The sequence below is a fragment of the Sedimenticola selenatireducens genome, from assembly GCF_007625115.1.
Taxonomy (GTDB): domain Bacteria; phylum Pseudomonadota; class Gammaproteobacteria; order Chromatiales; family Chromatiaceae; genus Sedimenticola; species Sedimenticola selenatireducens_A.
On record NZ_VMNH01000004.1, the window covers coordinates 271,193 to 289,526 of the forward strand.

Consider the following 18,334-nt stretch of genomic DNA (forward strand, 5'->3'; position numbering starts at 1 on the left):
AGGTCGTTATGCGTTATCTACCCGGTCCACATGTATGCTTACGCCTGGTGCTGCTCCTGCCAGGCCTCTTCTTAGTTGTAACCTTATTGCACGCAGCAGAGCCCACCAAACCTGTCATATCAGATCTGGCGGCAGGACAAGTCATTCAGTTTAAGCAAACTCTCCCACAGGGCTCACTGGTTGCGCTACCGGACGCCACCCGGGTGCAGTTACCCAAGGGTGGACAAGTACGGGTAGCAGACCTGCGTCGATTGACCGCCCTTTCACGGCGGATGAAAACCGGCCGAGGCAGCGCCTCCCGCTTGCCAACGGCCCTTCGTACGTTGCCAGCCGCCAAGGGAAGAACCGTCAGCAGTAGCGCCGATTTAGAAGCGGCATTGAATCTCCCCGATAAAGAGACCCTACAACTCCCCTCTGGAAAGCGACTCACCGTAGCCCAGTTGAAATTTATCCAACCGCTCCTGGAAGAACGACTGGGTCGATCGCTGACCCGCAGTAAGAGTGTCGCCCCTCCGATTCAGGTCGGCCCAAATGCAGATTGGAAGACTATCCTGCAAAAACCGGATGCCACCCGGCTCCAGTCCCCCGATGGAACCATCATCACCGTCGCCGACGTCAAACAGCGATTGGCTGCTGACAAGGCAAACGGACCAACGGGTAGGAGGTAGGCCGCCATGAAACAACGCCTCATCTCCCGGCGACACAACCTGCTACTCATACTGCCCCTGTTGCTGATGCTATTTTGGGTACCCCCCTCTCAGGCTGACGCCATTGATGGCCTGGCCAATCTGCTGGAGAAGGTGGAGGATGCCGGTGTTCCACCCAACTGGCTGCCTATCAAGAGTGGTGATATACGGGCCTCCAAAGGACTGATTGTCTGCCTCGACAATGCCGGCAATGACATAGCCGTTGCACACTGTATCGATGACTATCAGAACACACCCATAGGCAGTGAGCTGTCTGGGCAAGCAGGTATACCCTCCTGGGTATTCGATCTCCTGGAACTCTACATCAGTTATCGCGAAGGCGATTACTGGGGTGTGGTGAAATATCTCGGAAAGGCGGCCATCTGTATTGTGGCCCAGGTAATGACGGGCGGCGCCGTGGATGTCTGCGGCCTGATCGAAGATTTAATCAAGGTGGCTGAAGAGTTACTGGATGCCGCCAAGGCAGTGGCGCAGTTCTTCACATCACTAGGCGAGGGGGCGTGGGAAGCGGCCAAGGATATCGGTTGCAGCTTAGGGTTAGGCGGATGCGGTAAGAGTTCACCCCCGGAGCAGATTGCCTATGCCTGGGTTTTTCAGCCCAGAGTGGGCCAGGGTTTAACGGCGATTGAGGCAACCGACCCATCAGGCCTCTATACACTACGCCAACAGTTGGAACAGAATGCACTGCATGCCCCCCCGATTTGGAGCATCGTCGGCATACCGAGCACAGTCTATGCGAACGGTCTGCCAAAGGGTGCTGTTGATATCGCCTCGCAAGTATTCACCAAGGCGGTCGATGCCCAGTGGACCAAGCATATGGTCGTGGAGGTGTTGGGCAAACTGGCGACAAAGCGTTCCCAATACAACACACCAAGCAAGGTGACTACCAGTGCCCAAGTGGTGGCAGGGCTGAGCAAAAGCAGCCCCTCAGCTGTTGCCAGCGAAGTGATCAAACGCTGTTCGGACGATTTTGTCTACGCGTCGGAATTCGCCCATGTTGATCGCTGGATCATGGGCCACAAATCCGAGGCCGACAAAGTCAAGGCACTGACCCATCAACAGTGGTGTGGTGCAGTATTCTGGAAAGGTAATAAATCAGTATTTGCACAGCGCTTCCATGACTACCTGAAAGCCAATGGATGCTCCCTGGTCAATAACAAACTTTATTGCAGCAGTGTCAGCAGTTACAACAACTGCAGCGCATTAATGAAGAGTGTTGATCAAGAAGGCCTGTGCAAAATCAGCAGTGCGGCAGGCAATGAAATCGCCAAGTCAGTACGTGATGCATTGATTTCCAAGGGATCAAAATACCCGTGCGAGATTAAAGGCAGTCTCAAGTTTTCATCATCAAAACGGCTGATCTGTTCACGCCCAACCCTTCAGGCTAGCTGCAAGGAGACTTACAAGAGCCTATACCCTGATTACCCAGCCAACTTACTGAGCTGTGAGCTGAAGATGGATAGTGACTATTCTGCTCTGCTTACAGCAGTGAACCAGAAAGTGGCACAACTCAACAGCCAGATGGGATCAGGGATTTTAGGTGGATCAGCCAAAGACCCATTAGTGATTCTGGCATCAAGCAGTGGCGTGGTCGCAGCCGTCCAATCCTTACCGAATCAGGATTTCGGTTTTGGCCCACCCAGCACCAGCAAGGCATTTGATTATCAATTGTTCGGTGGTGTTCCAAAGCACATTGATGGTGTCAATACACCCTTATTGATGTTTGAAATGACGTTCAACAAAGACTTACCCATTGAGAAGAAGAACCCCCTGGAGAGTAAACTGGAACTTGTCAATCCAAAAATCAATCCTACCCCGTTCGAAAACCAGAAAGGTAATGCCATGCAGGAACTCAAGGGAGGTGTGTTATCAACAAGTCCCTCAATGGGCGGATTTGCTGGTGGTCAGAGCTTACCTCAACAAAAAGCACTAAGCGGACCATTGCCAGGAGGCACACGGCAGAGCGGCGGATTTGCACCCCAAACTGCAGCGCCTAACATAGACCATTTGCAACAGGCACCCATGGCTGCGGCACCCGCACCTACGTTGGGGGGGATTCAACTACCCGAACAAAAGACCCTGAGTGGGCCCTCTCCAGAGAGCCAAAATTCAACCAATGGATTGGCACCCAGGGTAGGACGGTTGCCTCCAACTAGCGGCACAAGGGGTACAACAAGTACCCAGGTAACTGTCTTGTTGGCTGGCCGACAATGGCGGCACGGTGATGCCATCATCCTGAGCGATCAGCAAGCGGTCAGTAAGGAGAATGGTCTGTGCAATTTTGAATTGCGACAGCAGTGGCTGAACCCAGAGGCAACCCCAGTAGCTATGAGCCAACGCCGCTGGCATGTGGCGCCAGCAGGTGGAACAGCACAGCGAGTCTCTGAACACGCGATTCGCGGTGGCATTGAGTTAGTCGATCGGATAGCACTACCACCGGGGCAAAATCGCCTGACACTGTCATACGCTGCACCCGCAGCCAACGCCATGAAACCATTACTGATCCAGGTAACCGGGAATTGTCGCCCGGCCGGTCGTCTTGGATTGCCGACTAAAGAGGAGTCAGGTGAAACAGCCAACCCAGCACCACGACCAACCGCACCAACCTCAAGGCTGCGACTGCCGACACGCTAGCATGCTGTTATTGTGCTGAGGGGCATAACGAAGAGATGTATGAAACAGTCAATGTCGTGCGATTCCCTCTGTATCGAGTCAAGAACGGTGACTCGATACAGAGGAGTTGCGGCCTACATCCAGCGATAATCTTTTAAACTGAAAAGTAAGCTATTCCGTTCAATTTAGTTACTCGATGGCTTAAAAATATAGGTTGGCTTGCCATCCAGACTCTGCTGATTCTTCTCTTCCCAGTAATCCCGAATGCCTGAATCACCCTTCTTCATGGTCCAGGCGGTAAGCTGATCCCGCTCACCGGCATAATCATAAAAAGGTACCGCCATTCCGCAGGAGGTTTGAACCAAGTCTATAGAGAGGTCAAAGATCTGCCGGGCACCAAGCATTGGATTAAACAAGGGGTATAGGCTCTGCCATTCCGCATCATATTGATGCACTACACGAGCCGCACCATAAAGCCTAAGGATCATTGGATTTCCCTCAAAGGCACAAAACATCAGGGTCATGCGGGGTAGTTCGGCGACATGGGCCGCCGTCTCATTACCACTGCCGGTGACATTGAGCCAGAGTACGCGTTGGCTATCTATCACGCGCAAAGAATCCATTCCTTTGGGAGAGACATTGACCCGGCCATCAGCTGCGGCAGTTCCCACAAAGAATATTTTCTGTCCCTGAATAAACTTGATCATTTTTTCTGGAATTGCACTGTATCGCTGGCCCATCACCCTCTCTCCCGAATCCAATCACAAAAACAGCTTCCGACATTAACGCAGGAATGTTTGCCCCACTACAAAACTCCTGCGATCATTCATGAATAGCATGCCGATGGTCAAGAGGAAGCACAATGGAACGCATCACCATATCCCTGGACGAGGAGCTGGTCAGCCAGTTCGAAGAGTTCCTGAAGCAGCGAAATTACAAGAACCGCTCAGAAGCGATACGGGACATGATCCGCGATACCCTGGAGGCCGACCGCATGGCGAAATCCGATGCCGGGCACTGCATTGGCACCCTCACCTATGTCTTCAACCACGAAGAGCGTGAGCTGGCCCGGCGACTAACCCATGCCCATCATCATCACCATGATGTCTCTGTCTCCACCCTGCATGTCCATCTGGACCATGAAAACTGCCTGGAAACCGTTGTGGTCAATGGTTCTATTCGTGAGGTGAAAGAGTTTGCCAATGCAGTCATTACTCAACCGGGCGTGCGACATGGCAAGCTCAATCTGATCCCGGTGGAGGTGGAGCAGGAGCACCACCATCATGGCGGATCAGCCCATAAACACAGCCACACCCATCCGCAAACCTGAGTTTGCCACTATTTCCTACCCTTTCACTCCGATTGTATTACGAATTATTTTTTTGTAATATTTCATAAAAATATCGGGGAGAAAAGCGCTAATCGTCCCGATCTCTGACCGGAGTCGTGGATGCAAACCAAGCTCACCCCCTGGATAACCCTCCTGTTGACCTGGCTGCCAGGCCCCGCTACAGCACACTTTCAGACGCTGATTCCGTCGTTGGATATCGTCTCGCAAACGAGTGAGCACCAGGTAACACTGGATCTCGCCTTTACCCACCCGATGCAGCAAGGGCCCGTAATGGCGATGGGTAAGCCCCTGCAATTTGGCGTCATCGGGCCCAGTGGCCCGGAAGATCTCAAGGCCGAGCTGAAGCAAGTTGAACGGGAAGGCCAGCCGGTCTACCAGGCCAATTACCGCTTCACCCGTCCGGGTGATTACCTCTTCTATATAGAGCCAGCCCCCTACTGGGAGCCTAGCGAAGGGGTGATGATCAAGCACTACACCAAAGTGGTTGTGGGGGCCTTTGCCGGCAAAACAGGCTGGGATAAGCTCGTCGGCTTCCCGGTAGAGATCGATCCCCTGGTGCGGCCCTATGGCCTCTGGACAGGCAACCTGTTTCAGGGCGTGGTGAAGCGATCAGGCAAACCCGTACCTTTTGCGGAAATCGAAGTAGAGTGGCTGAATGACGGTACTATAATCCCGCCCTCCGATCCCTATATCACCCAGGTCATCAAGGCCGACGCCAACGGCACCTTCAGCTATGCCCTGCCCCGTTCCGGTTGGTGGGGCTTTGCCGCCCTGCTGGAAAGGGCTGAGACGGTAACAAACCCACTGGGTGAATCGGTACCGCTTGAACAGGGCGCGCTGATTTGGGTCTACGCCCGCGACATGACAGCGGAGAGGAGATAGGCCAATCGCACACATACCTGATGGCGTACTCTCCGCACCGGTATTGATTAGCGGTGCACTGGTCTCCACTGCTCTACTGGTGGTCGCAACACGTCGCCTTGATTTTGAACGTATTCCGCAGGCCGCCGTCCTGGCCGCTGCCTTCTTTATCGCCTCACTGCTGAGTGTGCCGGTCGGTCCTTCCAGTGTGCATCTGATACTGAATGGACTGATGGGCATCATTCTGGGCTGGTCAGCCGTCCCCGCCATTCTGGTCGCCCTGGTTATGCAGGCGGTATTTTTTGGCTATGGTGGTCTGTTGGTACTGGGCGTGAACACCCTGAATATCGCTCTCCCCGCACTGATCTGCGGTCTACTGTTCGCCCCGGCACTGCGCCAAGCCAACGGCAAGAACACACTCTATCTGGGTGCATTATGTGGTGGTCTGGGTGTGATTTTGACCGGTCTGATGGTGAGTCTGTCACTCGGATTGAGTGGGCCGGATTTTCTGCCGGCAGCCAAGATCATGCTGGCAACCTATACCCCTCTGGTACTGGCTGAAGCGGCCGTGACCGGTTTTACATTGGCCTTTATTATCAAGGTGGCACCGGAGTTGATCCGGGTTCAGGAGTAACCACGCATGCACAACCTACGCTGGCTTGGCCTCACCTTACTCCTGCTGCATGCAACGGCTGAGGCACACCTGTTCAAGGTATTCGCCTATGCTGAAGGCAACACCATTCACGGCTCGGTCTATTTTGCCGGGGGTAATGCGGTTGAGAATGCCGAGATCACTGTTAAAGGTAAGGCCAGCGACAAACCAGTCAGCCTTACAAGTAACCGCAAAGGCGAATTTCAATATTCCGCTACTACACCAGATGATTACCTGATACAGGCCAACACCGGCGATGGCCATCAAGCCGAGTGGTTGATCAAAGCAGAGGCATTCAGTCCGACCGCCACAACAGCAAACCCCACTACGCCGGCATCTTCCGATTCACACTCAAAGCGTTTTGAAAAATCAGATCAACAACTCGCCTCCCTGGTAGAACAGGCCGTTGCAAAGCAGATCGGCCCACTGCGTGAGTCGCTACAACGCAATCATGATCGCGCCCGATTCAGCGACATTCTGGGGGGTATCGGTTTTATATTTGGTATCGCAGGCATTGCGCTCTGGTGGCGCAGTAAACAGGCTAACCGGTAATGCAGTTAACGGTAACGGATGATCACACCCGGTCGGGTTGGCTTGATCAATTCGATCCACGCCTGCGCTTGCTTACCGCCCTGCTGTTCGCCCTGACCACCGTTTCACTGCAACAGACACCCTTGCTGCTCCTGGTACTCGCCGCTTCACTATTATCTGCACTCTTTACCGGTCTCACGGGTTCCCTTTTATTAAAGCGTCTTCTGGCCATGGAAGGGTTCATGATCCTCCTGTTGATCATGCTGCCCTTTTCCGTACCGGGTGATAGCCTCTTCACACTGGGCTCCTTCAGTGCCAGCACACAAGGCCTTGAGCGGGTATTACAGATTGTGCTCAAGGCCAACGCCATTGTCATTATGCTGATGACTCTTATCGGTACACTTGAACCGGTTGTGCTGGGCCATGCACTGGGACAACTGCGCCTCCCTGAAAAACTGATTCATCTGTTTCTATTTACCGTGCGTTATATCGGCGTGCTGTTCGATGAGTATCAACGGCTACGTATGGCCATGCGTGCACGCGCCTTTGTCGCGGGTAGCAATCGTCACACCTGGCGCAGTTTTGGTTGGTTGATTGGCATGTTGCTGGTACGCAGCCTGGAACGCTCCCAGCGCATTCTGGCCGCGATGAAGTGTCGCGGATTTAATGGCAGGCTCTACCTTATCACCACGGAACACTGGCAACGACGTGATAGCGTCATCCTGTCGATACTCAGCCTCTTCTTTCTGCTGCTTCTTCTATCGGATCATCTGCTATGAACGCTCCCCTCATTACGCTAGAGAATATCGGCTTTGACTACCCCACTCACCCGGTGCTGTCGAATGTCAACTTCACCCTGAATGCCGGTGAACGTGTGGCGCTGTTAGGTGAGAACGGTGCGGGTAAATCCACGCTACTGCAAATCATCGTGGGTTTGCACAAAACCACCACCGGCAACATCGTGGCCTTTGGTCAGCCACGTCAAAGCGAAACCGACTTTCGTGAGGTGAGAGCCAAGGCAGGCCTGCTGTTTCAAGATGCGGAGGATCAACTCTTCTGTCCGACCGTTTTAGAAGATGTCATGTTTGGTCCACTCAACCTGGGCAAAGACGAAACCGAAGCCAAGGCCATTGCAGAAGAGACACTTCAATCACTCGGCATGGCGCAATACGCCCAGCGCATTACCCATAAACTTTCGGGTGGTGAAAAACGAATGATCTCACTGGCCACTGTACTGGCCATGCAACCGGAAGTGCTGTTAATGGATGAACCCACCAATGGCTTGGATGAAAAGGCCGAAAAGCGCCTGCTGGATCATCTCGAAACACTCCCACTCGCCATGATCTTTGTTTCACACGATAGAAAACTGGTCGAACGACTCTCTACCCGCGCCGTCATGATCCAGGATGGCACCTTGGTAGAAGGGGTGATGCACAGCCACCCTCATGTCCATACCCATTCGCACATGCATATACATGCGGCGGGTCTGGATGCGGGACATGAGCATGACTCTAATACACCGCAACATAATCATAGCCATGGAGAGACGGCAGTGAGGGATTGAGGAGGAGGTTCACTCTGAACCCATTGTGCCTCTGAGAGGCTTGGGCGAGCCAAGATTGCACTACAAAATGAATACATGATACCTTTAGGACGTTGCACTAGAACTCCATGAATAATTTTAATTGCATTACTTAAGACTCAAAAATGATTAAGACAGGATGTCCGTATCAGGAAAACCTCGTGAGCTTATTGCAGATACCTGCTTTACGATCAATAAAGCCTGACACTTCCGATTTATACACCGTAGGTTGGGCTGAGCGCAGCGAAGCCCAACATTTTTGGAATATTTGTTAGGCTTCGTTGCACTTACCCCAACCCACTTGCTTCAATCATAGAATCTAATAAATTCAGACTGAACCTCATTAACGTAATATAACGAGATATTTATGCGTGCTCTTATCATACATAAGTTTGTCTTGCTACTAATTCTCAGCACTCCACTCTGTTTTTCCTCTCAATCATTAGCTCAAACGCTAAAAGAAAAAATGATTATTGATTTATCAATCGGAACAGATTCTCCATGGACAATCTTAGAACTGCTGGCTAATAACACAACATTAGACATACCAGCTCGCTCCTTGCGTGAACATGACTATCAGAGAGTCCTTACGGAATTTTTAAAACTACATAATGAATACTATTCATCAGATAAAAAACAACTTTCTAAAGAATATGATGGGGAATTAGAATATCGTTTAAACATTATGTTTATAAGAGTACGTATGCTTTCTGATCCTTTGATTTCTGGTTACTGCTCTGATATTCCATTAGATTTAGATACAGCAAAAAACTCCCTTGGGGACTGGAAAATTGTAAAAGACAAATATGGGAGATCAATAAAACCAAGCAGCAACCATCATTGGAATCTTTTCAGGTATTATTCATCTGGCTGCACTGGGAAAAAAGATTTCGCTATTGCCAGAAAAGTCCTATTTGATATTTCAGACCTTTCGCTAGATGTAAGCAACAGCAAATCACAGAGCGAACTCAGGGCAGAAATTCGCCATTGCGAGGCAGAATTATGGGCGAGACATGGTATTGGCGGCCCAACTAGTGAAGTGAAAGCTCAAGAGTTTTCTAGGCGATTTACAAAGAACGCATGGTTTCAAAATACAGAGGACACCCCAGAAGAACGGCAAAAAATCCTCAAACGACCTGAATATCAGCACGCTATAAAAAATAATTTCGGGTGCCCTAAAAGAACCAATATAGATCCTCGTAATCCATGGGAGGACTTATAACATCGATCAATGGATAATTGGGATTAGAGTGAAAACTCTAAATACCCCCCAAACACTGCAAACACTCTTATTCTAGGGTGCCTTATTCGTCTTTTCCCGAAACAGCACCCGAGGAGAAAAGCCAGTAACCAAGGCCGTACCCACAATAACCAGAAACGCACCTACCAAGGTATACCAACCAACCACCTCATCCAGAAACAGTGTACCGAACAACACACCAAACAGTGGAACCAGAAAGGTGACAGTGAGTGCAGAGGTCGAACCAATATCGGCAATCAGGCGAAAGTAGAGCAGATAGGCAATACCGCTGCAGAGCACACCCAGCGCAACGACTGACAACACAACGCCGCCGCTGGGTGCTTGATTGACAGGAAAGAACGGCACCAACGGCAGGATGATCAGCGTTGCCGCCCACATGCTGCCGTGGGCATTGGCAAACGGGCCAATAGATGGAATGGACCGGGTATACACACTGGTGATGCCGTAACAGAACGACGCCCCCAATGCCGCCACAATGGCTATGTCTGCACCCGGCAGCAGAGAGAGTCTATCGAAGCCCACCAGCAGCATCACACCAACCACCCCACTGAGCAGCCCCATAACTGCCTTCCCCGATAACAGGGTTCTGGTCCAGAGCGCACCGATGATCGCCCCCCAGATCGGAGCAGTTGCATTCAATATCGAGAGCAGTGACGCTGAGAGCGTCTGCGCCGCATAGGCAAACAGCAGAAAGGGCAGCGCCGAATTGAACAGACCCAACACCAGGTAGTGTTTCCAATGGGCCTTCAGCGCCATACTCTTTTTCAGGAACAATGCCACAGCCAACAGAAACAGCGCGGCGAGCCCGACACGAAAGACAATCAGCATCACGGGCCCCAGAACCGGCGCCCCTATCCGCATGAACAGGAATGAACCGCCCCAGATGGCTGAAAGTAACAGAAGACGACTCAGACTGGCGGCACTCATTCCCTCACCTTAATGAAATTCATTGACTTGATGCTGTAGTCTTAAGTAATCCCCTGTCAAAAGCCACCCGGTTCTTGCTATTAACCCGGCAACCAACAACATCTGTCATGCAGCGTAACTGATCTTCTTGTGCTTGAAATACTTCGCCACCCGCTGCGGTTTTTTCTGCAACATGCGCATGTGTGAGATCACTTTCTTCTTGAGCTGTTCTTTACTCCGCGCCGGCTTACCACTGTGCACCCCCGCCTTAAGGTCGCAGTTCAGATATTCATCCGGATTCAGTTCGGGTGAGTATGACGGTAAGTAGAACACCTCGATTTCCTCTTCATGCAATTTCAACCATGCCTTAAACACCTTGGCATGGTGGACTCGCAAGTTGTCCAGTATCAGATAGACCTTTCGACCTGCTGATTTGATGAGGCGTTTGCAGAAGTCCACCAGGATATCGGCATTCATCGTGCCTTCGAATACACGGAACCGTACCTTGCCTTGGTTGGTGACGGCTGAAATCATGTTTGTCGATACACGCTTAGCGTTTAGCCTCACAATCGGCGTTTTTCCCTTGGGTGCGTAACCCCGTTCATGCTGGCTGTCGTTGCGCATGCCGGTTTCATCGCCCCAGTAAATCTCGGCCTTTTCGTTCTTTGCTTGTGCTTTGATTGCCGGATACTCTTTTTCCAGCCAACGCTGAACGGCCTTGGGGTTTTGTTCATAAGCACGTTTGACCGGTTTCTGCGGTGTAAAGCCCCAACGCTTCAGGTACTCACCCACGGTGCGAATCGGCATATCGATTCCGGCTTCTTGACGGATCAATTCCATCACCGCCTTTCGAGTCCATAAAACGTAATCCAGCTTTAACTGATCCGGTTGTTTATCCTTGATCAGCCCCTGTATGTGCTTTTCCTGCTCTGAAGTTAGGTGCCGCCCATCTCCAGACTTGCGGCCACCTCGATTCACTTCGAGTTTCTTGGCATCAAGCTTCAGCCAGCGACCGACCGTATCTGCATGAACACCCACGATTTCACCAATCTCCGCCCGGGTCATACCACGCTTTCGAAGTCGATGTGCCTGTCGGCGCTTTTCCTCGAGTACTTCACGAGGTAGCTTTCTTGCGTCAATAATCTCTTCCATAGGCAGAGATTATATCAGGTATCCTTTATTGCCGGGTTAATATTAAACAAGAAAACCGGCATTAAACCGGATAATTGGCACTTGCCGATGACGTTGGAATAATGGCTCAATGGGGTGAACATTACAGTGATATAAAGGTCAATGAAGCGGGAAGATCTTGAAATAGCAGATCACTCGCTCAATGTTTAAATACTTAGCCTAATTTGGATCGCCGCTTCTCTATTTAGAGCCAGTTATTCGATCCGGGGAATTTCCGTGTTAAAGCCGTCCAGACCTACCCATTACAGCCTTCCACTTCTGTTATTACTCCTTTTCGTATCCCTGTGGTCGGCAACCGCTTCATCGGTGGAAAAGCGTGCCCAAGCGCTCAACACCAACAGTGCAGTCCCCACCATCGAAACAGTCAATGCCAAAATCAGCCAGCTTGAAGGTGTGGCCGGTCAAAAAGGCACCGATACAACCGAGATAGATACCTACCGGCAAGTGCTGTCCCAGCTGCAAATCGCTGAAAAAGAGCGTGAGCAGGCCCAGTTCTACAAACAGACAGTAGATAACGCGGAATCACTCTTGACCGAGCGACGGCGTAATCTGGCAAAGATCAGCAAGGAGGGTGACACGCGGGTACCCACCAGCCTGACAGTCGATGAATTAATCCGCCGGCAGAACCAGACCCAATCTGAGCGACAGCTTATTCAGGCCCAATTGCAGGAGTTGGAAAATCGTCGAATTACCGAGCGCATCAGGCCGGAACAGTCCGGCGTGGAACTGGCCGACTCAAAAAAAGAGCTGATTGAAATCGAAAATCGCTTGGTCGCCGATACCGCCTCGGGCATGCCGGCGCACCAAAGGGATCTACTCCTGGCCAAGCGAGCCCAGTTAAAAGAGCGAGCCAACCGGCTGGAGATGGAGCGCCTAAGTCATGCCCATCGCATGGACCTGCTGACCCTGCAGATCACCATTACCCAGACACGGCTTAAACAACAGGACGCTCTGATTCAGCTGATGCAGGAGCGGATCACGGCGTTGCAAACCGAAGATGCTGAACTGGCGCAACTGGATGCCCAACAGATGCAGCAAAAAGCAGTGGGCAAGCACCCACTTATTTTGCAAGCCGCCGACAAGAACGCCGAATTAAGCGTTCGATTGACACAACTCACCAACCAGGCAGAGGCGGCTATCCTGGAGTTTGAGAAGAGCGCACAGCAAAAAGCTTCGATTCGTCGCAATCAGGAGAGGTTACAACAACAGATCATTATCGGCAGCCTGGATGAACAGCCGGGAAGGTTGCTGCAAAAACAGCGCGCCTCACTGCCTAAGCTGACTCAGATTAATAACCGAGCCGACAAGCTGCGCTCGCGCATTGCCACCTCCCGACTGGAATCGTTTCAGATTGAAGACCAGCGACTGCTGTTACAGACCGAAATGAGTCGCGGATTACTCGACACCTACCGCCCTGATCAACTGCCTGATGCCGAGTGGAAAACACTCCAGGCCGAGTTGCAGCCGCTACTGGAAAATCGGCTACTGTTACTGGATAAAGTTAAATCCGCTTACAGTCGTCAAGAGAAGGCCTTGGCTGATCTGAGCGCAGAACTACTGCAACTCTATGATGGCGTAGAACAGTACAGTGAACTGCTTGATCGGCACCTGCTCTGGATCCCCTCCACCACCAGGATCAATGGCGATACCTTTGCCGAAGCAGTCGATGCGCTGGGCTGGTTTTTCTCTCCACAAAACTGGAGCTTGACCTTCGAAGCCCTCTGGGCTGGCTTGGAGAGACAGCCGTTGAGGATATTTATCCTGTTCAGCATTCTCATCCTGCTGCTCTATGGGCGATCCAGAATGATCCGTACTTTGGAACAGATAGCCCCCTCGGTAGGCAATGTCAGCAATGACAGTTTCATCCACACGATAAAGACCTTTGTCATTACCATCCTGCTCGCCCTGCCTTGGCCGCTATTAATGTCGGCCTTCGGTTGGTGGCTGACAAAAGGTTCAGATCAACCCTTTATCACCGCGCTCTCCATCGGGCTCAGACGGCTGGCCGTGTTCTTCCTGGTCATTCAGATTTTGCGCTATCTATTTATAAAAAATGGCCTTGCTGAGATACATTTCCGTTGGAATTTGGACACTGGCAAGGCATTCAGAAAAAACCTGCACTGGCTGGTGATTGCCCTGGTACCACTCGCCTTCACTGTGGGTGTTTTCGAGTGGGTTGAAAACGAAGCCTATACCCATGCCCTTGGCCGACTGGCGTTCCTGCTCGGTCTGTTTGTAACGGGTTTATTCTTTCATCGGGCACTGAATCCCTGGTCGGGCTTCCTGACCACAATGAACCCAAACAGCAGCAGCCGACCGAATGGCATCTGGTATCCGGTTGCCCTCATGCTCTGTCTGGGTCTGGCACTGCTGGCGACCGAAGGGTACTACTACAGCGCCCTGAACCTGGAGCGCATGCTCTTTATATCGCTGTTCGCCGGCATATTAACCTATCTGATATACAACCTGCTGGTTCGCTGGTTACTGGTTGCAGAACGGCGTCTGGCACTGGCACGAGCACGGGCAAAACGCCAAGCTGCGATTGATGCAAGGGTATCCAAAGAGGTCGCAGATGCGGCGGGCGAAGGCATGCCCGAACTGTCGGAGTTTGAAGAGGTCAAGCTCACGACCGTGAGTGAGCAGACCCGCCGTATGCTCAGAGTGGGGGCCGGCCTGCTGCTTGCAGCCCTACTCTACTTTACCTGGGAACAGCTCACCCCCGCGTTGAGCTGGCTAAATGATATTGCCCTCTGGCAATTTGAAAACGGTTCTGGTGTCACCTCAAGCATCTCAATTGGCGAAGCACTGCTCGCCCTGGCGGTGTTAGCCTTGACCCTGATCGCCGGCAGCAATCTACCCGGTTTCCTGGAGATCGCGCTGCTGCAACCGATGAACCTGGCACTGGGCAATCGCTATGCCGTTTCAACCATCAGTCGCTACACCATCTATGCCGGTGGTACGTTGCTGGTGCTGAGTCTGATCGGACTGAAATGGGATGATGTGCAGTGGCTGGTAGCCGCCATGGGCGTCGGCCTGGGTTTTGGCCTGAAAGAGATCTTCGCCAATTTCTTCTCCGGCATTTTGATCCTGTTTGAGCGCCCTATCCGCATTGGCGACACCGTTACCATTGGTGATATCAGCGGTACAGTATCCCGTATACGCATACGCGCCACCACCATCACCGACTGGGATAATAAAGAGCTGGTCGTGCCCAACAAAAACTTCATTACCGATCCACTGGTGAACTGGACACTAACCGATCCCATTACCCGCGTGGTGATCAAGGTAGGCGTGGCCTATGGTTCCGATACAGAAAAAGCTCACAAGGTGATGATGGAAGTGATCAAAAGTCATAGCGATGTACTGGTCGAACCTCGACCCACGGTGTTCTTTACCGGATTTGGCGACAGTTCACTTAACTTTGATATCCGTGTCTTTGTCAGCGACCACCTGAAGCGGATGCCGTTAATTCATGATCTACATATGGCGTTGAACAAGGCGTTGGCTGCCAATGGGATTGAGATACCTTTCCCACAGCGGGATCTGCATCTGCGGTCTGTTGATCCGAAGATCAATCTTCGGGGTGATGAAGGTAAGGCCTGAACAAAGTGCAAACTGATTACCCACACATTTCAGCCACAGCATCACAAAAGCAAGACAAGATACTCAAAGTCCAGATACTGCACATATCGCGACTTTCATACCACCGAGCAACGGAATAAAGCAGGGATCAGCGTCGCAACTGTCTGAGCGAAGCGAGTTTTGCGACGCCCCTAGTTTATGAGTAGCGGAGGGTGAGCAGTGACCGTTTGTCCAGTGGACAAACGCAGCACTGCGAACGCAAGAGTGGTATGACGGAGCAATGGTTTTGGTCACTTTTGCCGAAACAAAAGTGACACGCCGTAGGGGCGCGAGAGCCCCGTCCTAATGAATGGTCGCGTAACAGCACAGATAACTGATTGAATATCAATGTTTCCGTGTTTTGTTTTATGGTTAAGCTTAGGCGTATTCGGGAAAAACCGTACTCATGTTGCAATACGCCTCAGATGACTCTCTGCTATCTACTCAGAACTGGGCTCAGAAGCGTTTGCCGCAGACCGGCTATCATCCTCTGCCAGTACCCTTTAGAATGCGCCCATGAATCTCGCCCCACAGACAACTGACCGACTCAGTCAGACACTGAGCCGCGTTTTTGGTTACAGTCAATTCCGCCCGCATCAGCGTGAGATTATTGAACAGGTCATCGCCGGTGAATCCGCCTTTGTATTGATGCCGACAGGCGGTGGTAAATCTCTCTGCTACCAGCTCCCTACCCTGATTCGTCCGGGTTTAGGGATTGTGATATCCCCGCTTATCTCTTTAATGAAAGATCAGGTTGATGCACTCAAGGCCAACGGCGTCTCGGCGGCCTATTATAATTCTTCACTGGATGCCGACACCGCCCGTCGAACCCTGGCACAACTGCATAACGGTGAACTGGACCTGCTCTACGTGGCCCCGGAAAGACTGATGCGACCAGACTTTATCGAGCGCCTGCAAGATGTCGATATCGCCTTGATCGCCATTGATGAGGCACACTGCGTCTCTCAGTGGGGACATGATTTCAGGCCAGAGTATGCTCAGCTCGGACGACTGGCAGGACTTTTTCCAACTATACCCCGTATCGCCCTGACCGCCACGGCCGATCCACAGACCCGCAAGGATATTCGCCGGGTGCTGGGACTGGAGCAGGCCCCTTGTCACATCACAGGTTTTGACCGGCCAAATATTCGTTACGCCGTACTTGAGAAGCACAATCCGTTTAATCAGCTCCGGCAGTTTCTCAACAACCATGAGAATGAAGCCGGCATCATCTACGCACTGAGCCGCAAACGGGTGGAGCGACTCACCGCCCAACTCTACGAGAAAGGCGTACGTGCGGCGGCCTACCATGCGGGTCTCTCTTCGGAACAGCGAAACTGGGTTCAGGAGCAGTTTCTGCGAGATGAGATCGACATTGTAGTGGCCACCGTTGCTTTCGGTATGGGCATCGACAAACCCAATGTGCGCTTTGTCGTTCACTACGACCTGCCAAAAAATATTGAAAGCTACTATCAAGAAACCGGACGTGCCGGACGTGACGGCCTGCCTGCTGAGGCCCTATTGCTGTTTGGCAGCCAGGATATCGTGCTGGTGCGCCAGCTGGTTGAGAGCGGTGACAACCCCGATCGGGTGCGGATAGAAATCCATAAACTCAATACCATGATAGCTCTGGCCGAGAGCGTGACCTGTCGTCGTCAGGTGTTACTCAACTATTTTGGTGAGCAGATCGAAGGGGGTTGCGGTAATTGTGATCTCTGCCTTGATCCGCCAGAAACATTCGATGCCACCGAAGATGCCCGCAAGGCGCTCTCCTGCATCTATCGGGTTGGTCAGGCGTTTGGTATTAAACACGTCATAGATGTACTGCGTGGTGCGGATAATGAGCGCACACGGCGACTGGGTCACAACCAACTCAGCACTTACGCTATTGGTGCAGATAAGACAGAGGTCGAATGGTCCAGCCTGATTCGCCAACTCATTCATCACGGCTACCTGTTACAGGATATCGAGCACTATTCAGTGCTGCGTTTGACTCCTGAATCCCGTCCCGTCTTACGCGGTGAAAAAACACTGCAACTGGCCCTGCCCCGCATTAAAGAGAAGGTACAACGTAAAGCTAAAGCACCGAAGGGGGCCGCCGAAATCGGCCCTTATGATGAGGAGCTATTCGAGCGCTTGCGTACCCTGCGCAAATCCCTGGCCGATGAGGCCAACGTCCCTCCTTATGTAGTATTTGGAGATAACTCACTCCTACTCATGGCACGGGATAAACCAACCGAGGTAGATGAGTTTCTTGCCATCAGTGGTGTCGGTCAGGCCAAGCTGGAACGCTACGGCGACGAGTTCATGAACGCCATCGCCTTGCATGAGGCAAAGACAGCTTCTCGTTCGTGATGCGCCGCACCATCTCACTTAACCGATATCAGCACCGCTATCTACATAAGGATTCTCTGGTAAACCCTCTGTGATTTGGGTATTCTCTGACCTATATCAGACGGACAAGAAGTATATGGCCGAAGAGAATAACACTACGCCTTCCAGCACTGACGATACCGTCCTGCAGCAACAGTTCATGCGGGCCGTCAGCTCCTTTGAAGGCATCATGCTCAGCCAGATCAATATCAAGAACAAGCTGGCGAACCGGCTGAACTACGGTATTGGCACCGGGCTGGTGATTCTTGGGCTGATCGCCGCTTCCATCCTGATCCTGCTGCTGACTCTCTCTTCCCAGATCAATCGTATCTCCGATGTCGTGACCGAGATGAACCGAGACTTTAGTGTCGTCTCCGCACGTATGGCTCATATCAATTCTGCTGTAGCCTCGATGGAACAGCGGGTCGCCCTTCTACAGGGAATGGATCAGCACACAGAAGTCATGAACCAGGAAATGACCGGCATCGCCACAGACCTGGAGACCATGCGCACTTCAGTTGAACAGATCAGCGGACATCTCAACACTGTTCGCGGCAATGTCGACAACATCTCCACTATCATGAACCACATGGATAATGAAGTCAGCGGCATGGGCCTTGAAATGCACCGTATGGGGCAACCTGCGCGCTCCTTTAATAAAATGATCCCCTTCCCCTGATGCTGG

At 51.9% G+C, this 18,334-nt stretch carries 15 protein-coding genes; 12 read left to right on the forward strand and 3 right to left on the reverse strand.

What is annotated here, in order from left to right; translation table 11 throughout:
• Window positions 1-8: 8 nt before the first annotated feature.
• Together FHP88_RS03320 and FHP88_RS03325 are read left to right on the forward strand one after the other, a co-directional pair.
• Window positions 9-668 carry a hypothetical protein gene (locus FHP88_RS03320; protein ID WP_144357566.1) on the forward strand — a complete coding sequence of 220 codons (660 nt, stop codon included), beginning with the start codon at window positions 9-11 and terminating at the stop codon, window positions 666-668.
• 6 nt (window positions 669-674) lie between these two features.
• On the forward strand, window positions 675-3,341 hold the full coding sequence (locus FHP88_RS03325) for a hypothetical protein (RefSeq protein WP_144357567.1): 2,667 nt from the start codon (window positions 675-677) through the stop codon (window positions 3,339-3,341).
• 164 nt (window positions 3,342-3,505) lie between these two features.
• On the opposite strand, the gene FHP88_RS03330 is transcribed toward FHP88_RS03325, so the two are convergent.
• Window positions 3,506-4,060, reverse strand: a complete 555-nt coding sequence (locus FHP88_RS03330) for a pyridoxamine 5'-phosphate oxidase family protein (RefSeq protein ID WP_144357568.1) — start codon at window positions 4,058-4,060, stop codon at window positions 3,506-3,508.
• A 122-nt stretch (window positions 4,061-4,182) separates the two neighbouring features.
• Here FHP88_RS03330 and nikR point away from each other — a divergent pair, with 122 nt between their 5' ends.
• From nikR to FHP88_RS03365, 7 genes are all read left to right on the forward strand, one after another.
• Complete coding sequence (nikR, locus tag FHP88_RS03335; protein WP_144357569.1) at window positions 4,183-4,650, forward strand: nickel-responsive transcriptional regulator NikR; 468 nt, start codon at window positions 4,183-4,185, stop codon at window positions 4,648-4,650.
• Window positions 4,651-4,770: 120 nt separating this feature from the next.
• Window positions 4,771-5,553, forward strand: a complete 783-nt coding sequence (locus FHP88_RS03340; protein ID WP_144357570.1) for a DUF4198 domain-containing protein — start codon at window positions 4,771-4,773, stop codon at window positions 5,551-5,553.
• A gap of 13 nt (window positions 5,554-5,566) precedes the next feature.
• Complete coding sequence (cbiM, locus tag FHP88_RS03345) at window positions 5,567-6,166, forward strand: cobalt transporter CbiM (RefSeq protein WP_335341550.1); 600 nt, start codon at window positions 5,567-5,569, stop codon at window positions 6,164-6,166.
• A 6-nt stretch (window positions 6,167-6,172) separates the two neighbouring features.
• On the forward strand, window positions 6,173-6,736 hold the full coding sequence (locus FHP88_RS03350) for a carboxypeptidase-like regulatory domain-containing protein (RefSeq protein ID WP_144357572.1): 564 nt from the start codon (window positions 6,173-6,175) through the stop codon (window positions 6,734-6,736).
• The gene (cbiQ, locus tag FHP88_RS03355; RefSeq protein ID WP_144357573.1) at window positions 6,736-7,494 is read left to right on the forward strand and encodes a cobalt ECF transporter T component CbiQ; all 759 of its coding nucleotides are present in this window, start codon (window positions 6,736-6,738) and stop codon (window positions 7,492-7,494) included. The genes FHP88_RS03350 and cbiQ overlap by 1 nt, the downstream gene beginning before the upstream one ends.
• A complete protein-coding gene (locus FHP88_RS03360) occupies window positions 7,491-8,279 on the forward strand; it encodes an energy-coupling factor ABC transporter ATP-binding protein (protein WP_144357574.1) in 789 nt (262 codons plus the stop codon). The genes cbiQ and FHP88_RS03360 overlap by 4 nt, the downstream gene beginning before the upstream one ends.
• Before the next feature lie 385 nt (window positions 8,280-8,664).
• Entirely contained in the window at window positions 8,665-9,519 is an 855-nt protein-coding gene (locus FHP88_RS03365) for a hypothetical protein (RefSeq protein WP_144357575.1), read from the forward strand.
• 72 nt (window positions 9,520-9,591) lie between these two features.
• Here the strand turns inward: FHP88_RS03365 and FHP88_RS03370 are convergent, their stop codons facing one another.
• Both FHP88_RS03370 and FHP88_RS03375 read right to left on the reverse strand, forming a co-directional pair.
• Window positions 9,592-10,485 carry a DMT family transporter gene (locus FHP88_RS03370; protein WP_144357576.1) on the reverse strand — a complete coding sequence of 298 codons (894 nt, stop codon included), beginning with the start codon at window positions 10,483-10,485 and terminating at the stop codon, window positions 9,592-9,594.
• A gap of 105 nt (window positions 10,486-10,590) precedes the next feature.
• Window positions 10,591-11,616 carry an IS630 family transposase gene (locus FHP88_RS03375; protein WP_144357577.1) on the reverse strand — a complete coding sequence of 342 codons (1,026 nt, stop codon included), beginning with the start codon at window positions 11,614-11,616 and terminating at the stop codon, window positions 10,591-10,593.
• A 255-nt stretch (window positions 11,617-11,871) separates the two neighbouring features.
• Between FHP88_RS03375 and FHP88_RS03380 the strand changes: the two genes are divergently transcribed.
• The 3 genes from FHP88_RS03380 (at window position 11,872) to FHP88_RS03390 (ending at window position 18,328) form a co-directional block, all read left to right on the forward strand.
• Entirely contained in the window at window positions 11,872-15,258 is a 3,387-nt protein-coding gene (locus FHP88_RS03380; protein ID WP_144357578.1) for a mechanosensitive ion channel domain-containing protein, read from the forward strand.
• A 534-nt stretch (window positions 15,259-15,792) separates the two neighbouring features.
• Window positions 15,793-17,631 carry a DNA helicase RecQ gene (recQ, locus tag FHP88_RS03385; RefSeq protein ID WP_144357579.1) on the forward strand — a complete coding sequence of 613 codons (1,839 nt, stop codon included), beginning with the start codon at window positions 15,793-15,795 and terminating at the stop codon, window positions 17,629-17,631.
• Window positions 17,632-17,746: 115 nt separating this feature from the next.
• Window positions 17,747-18,328 carry a translation initiation factor 2 gene (locus FHP88_RS03390; protein ID WP_144357580.1) on the forward strand — a complete coding sequence of 194 codons (582 nt, stop codon included), beginning with the start codon at window positions 17,747-17,749 and terminating at the stop codon, window positions 18,326-18,328.
• Window positions 18,329-18,334 lie beyond the last annotated feature (6 nt).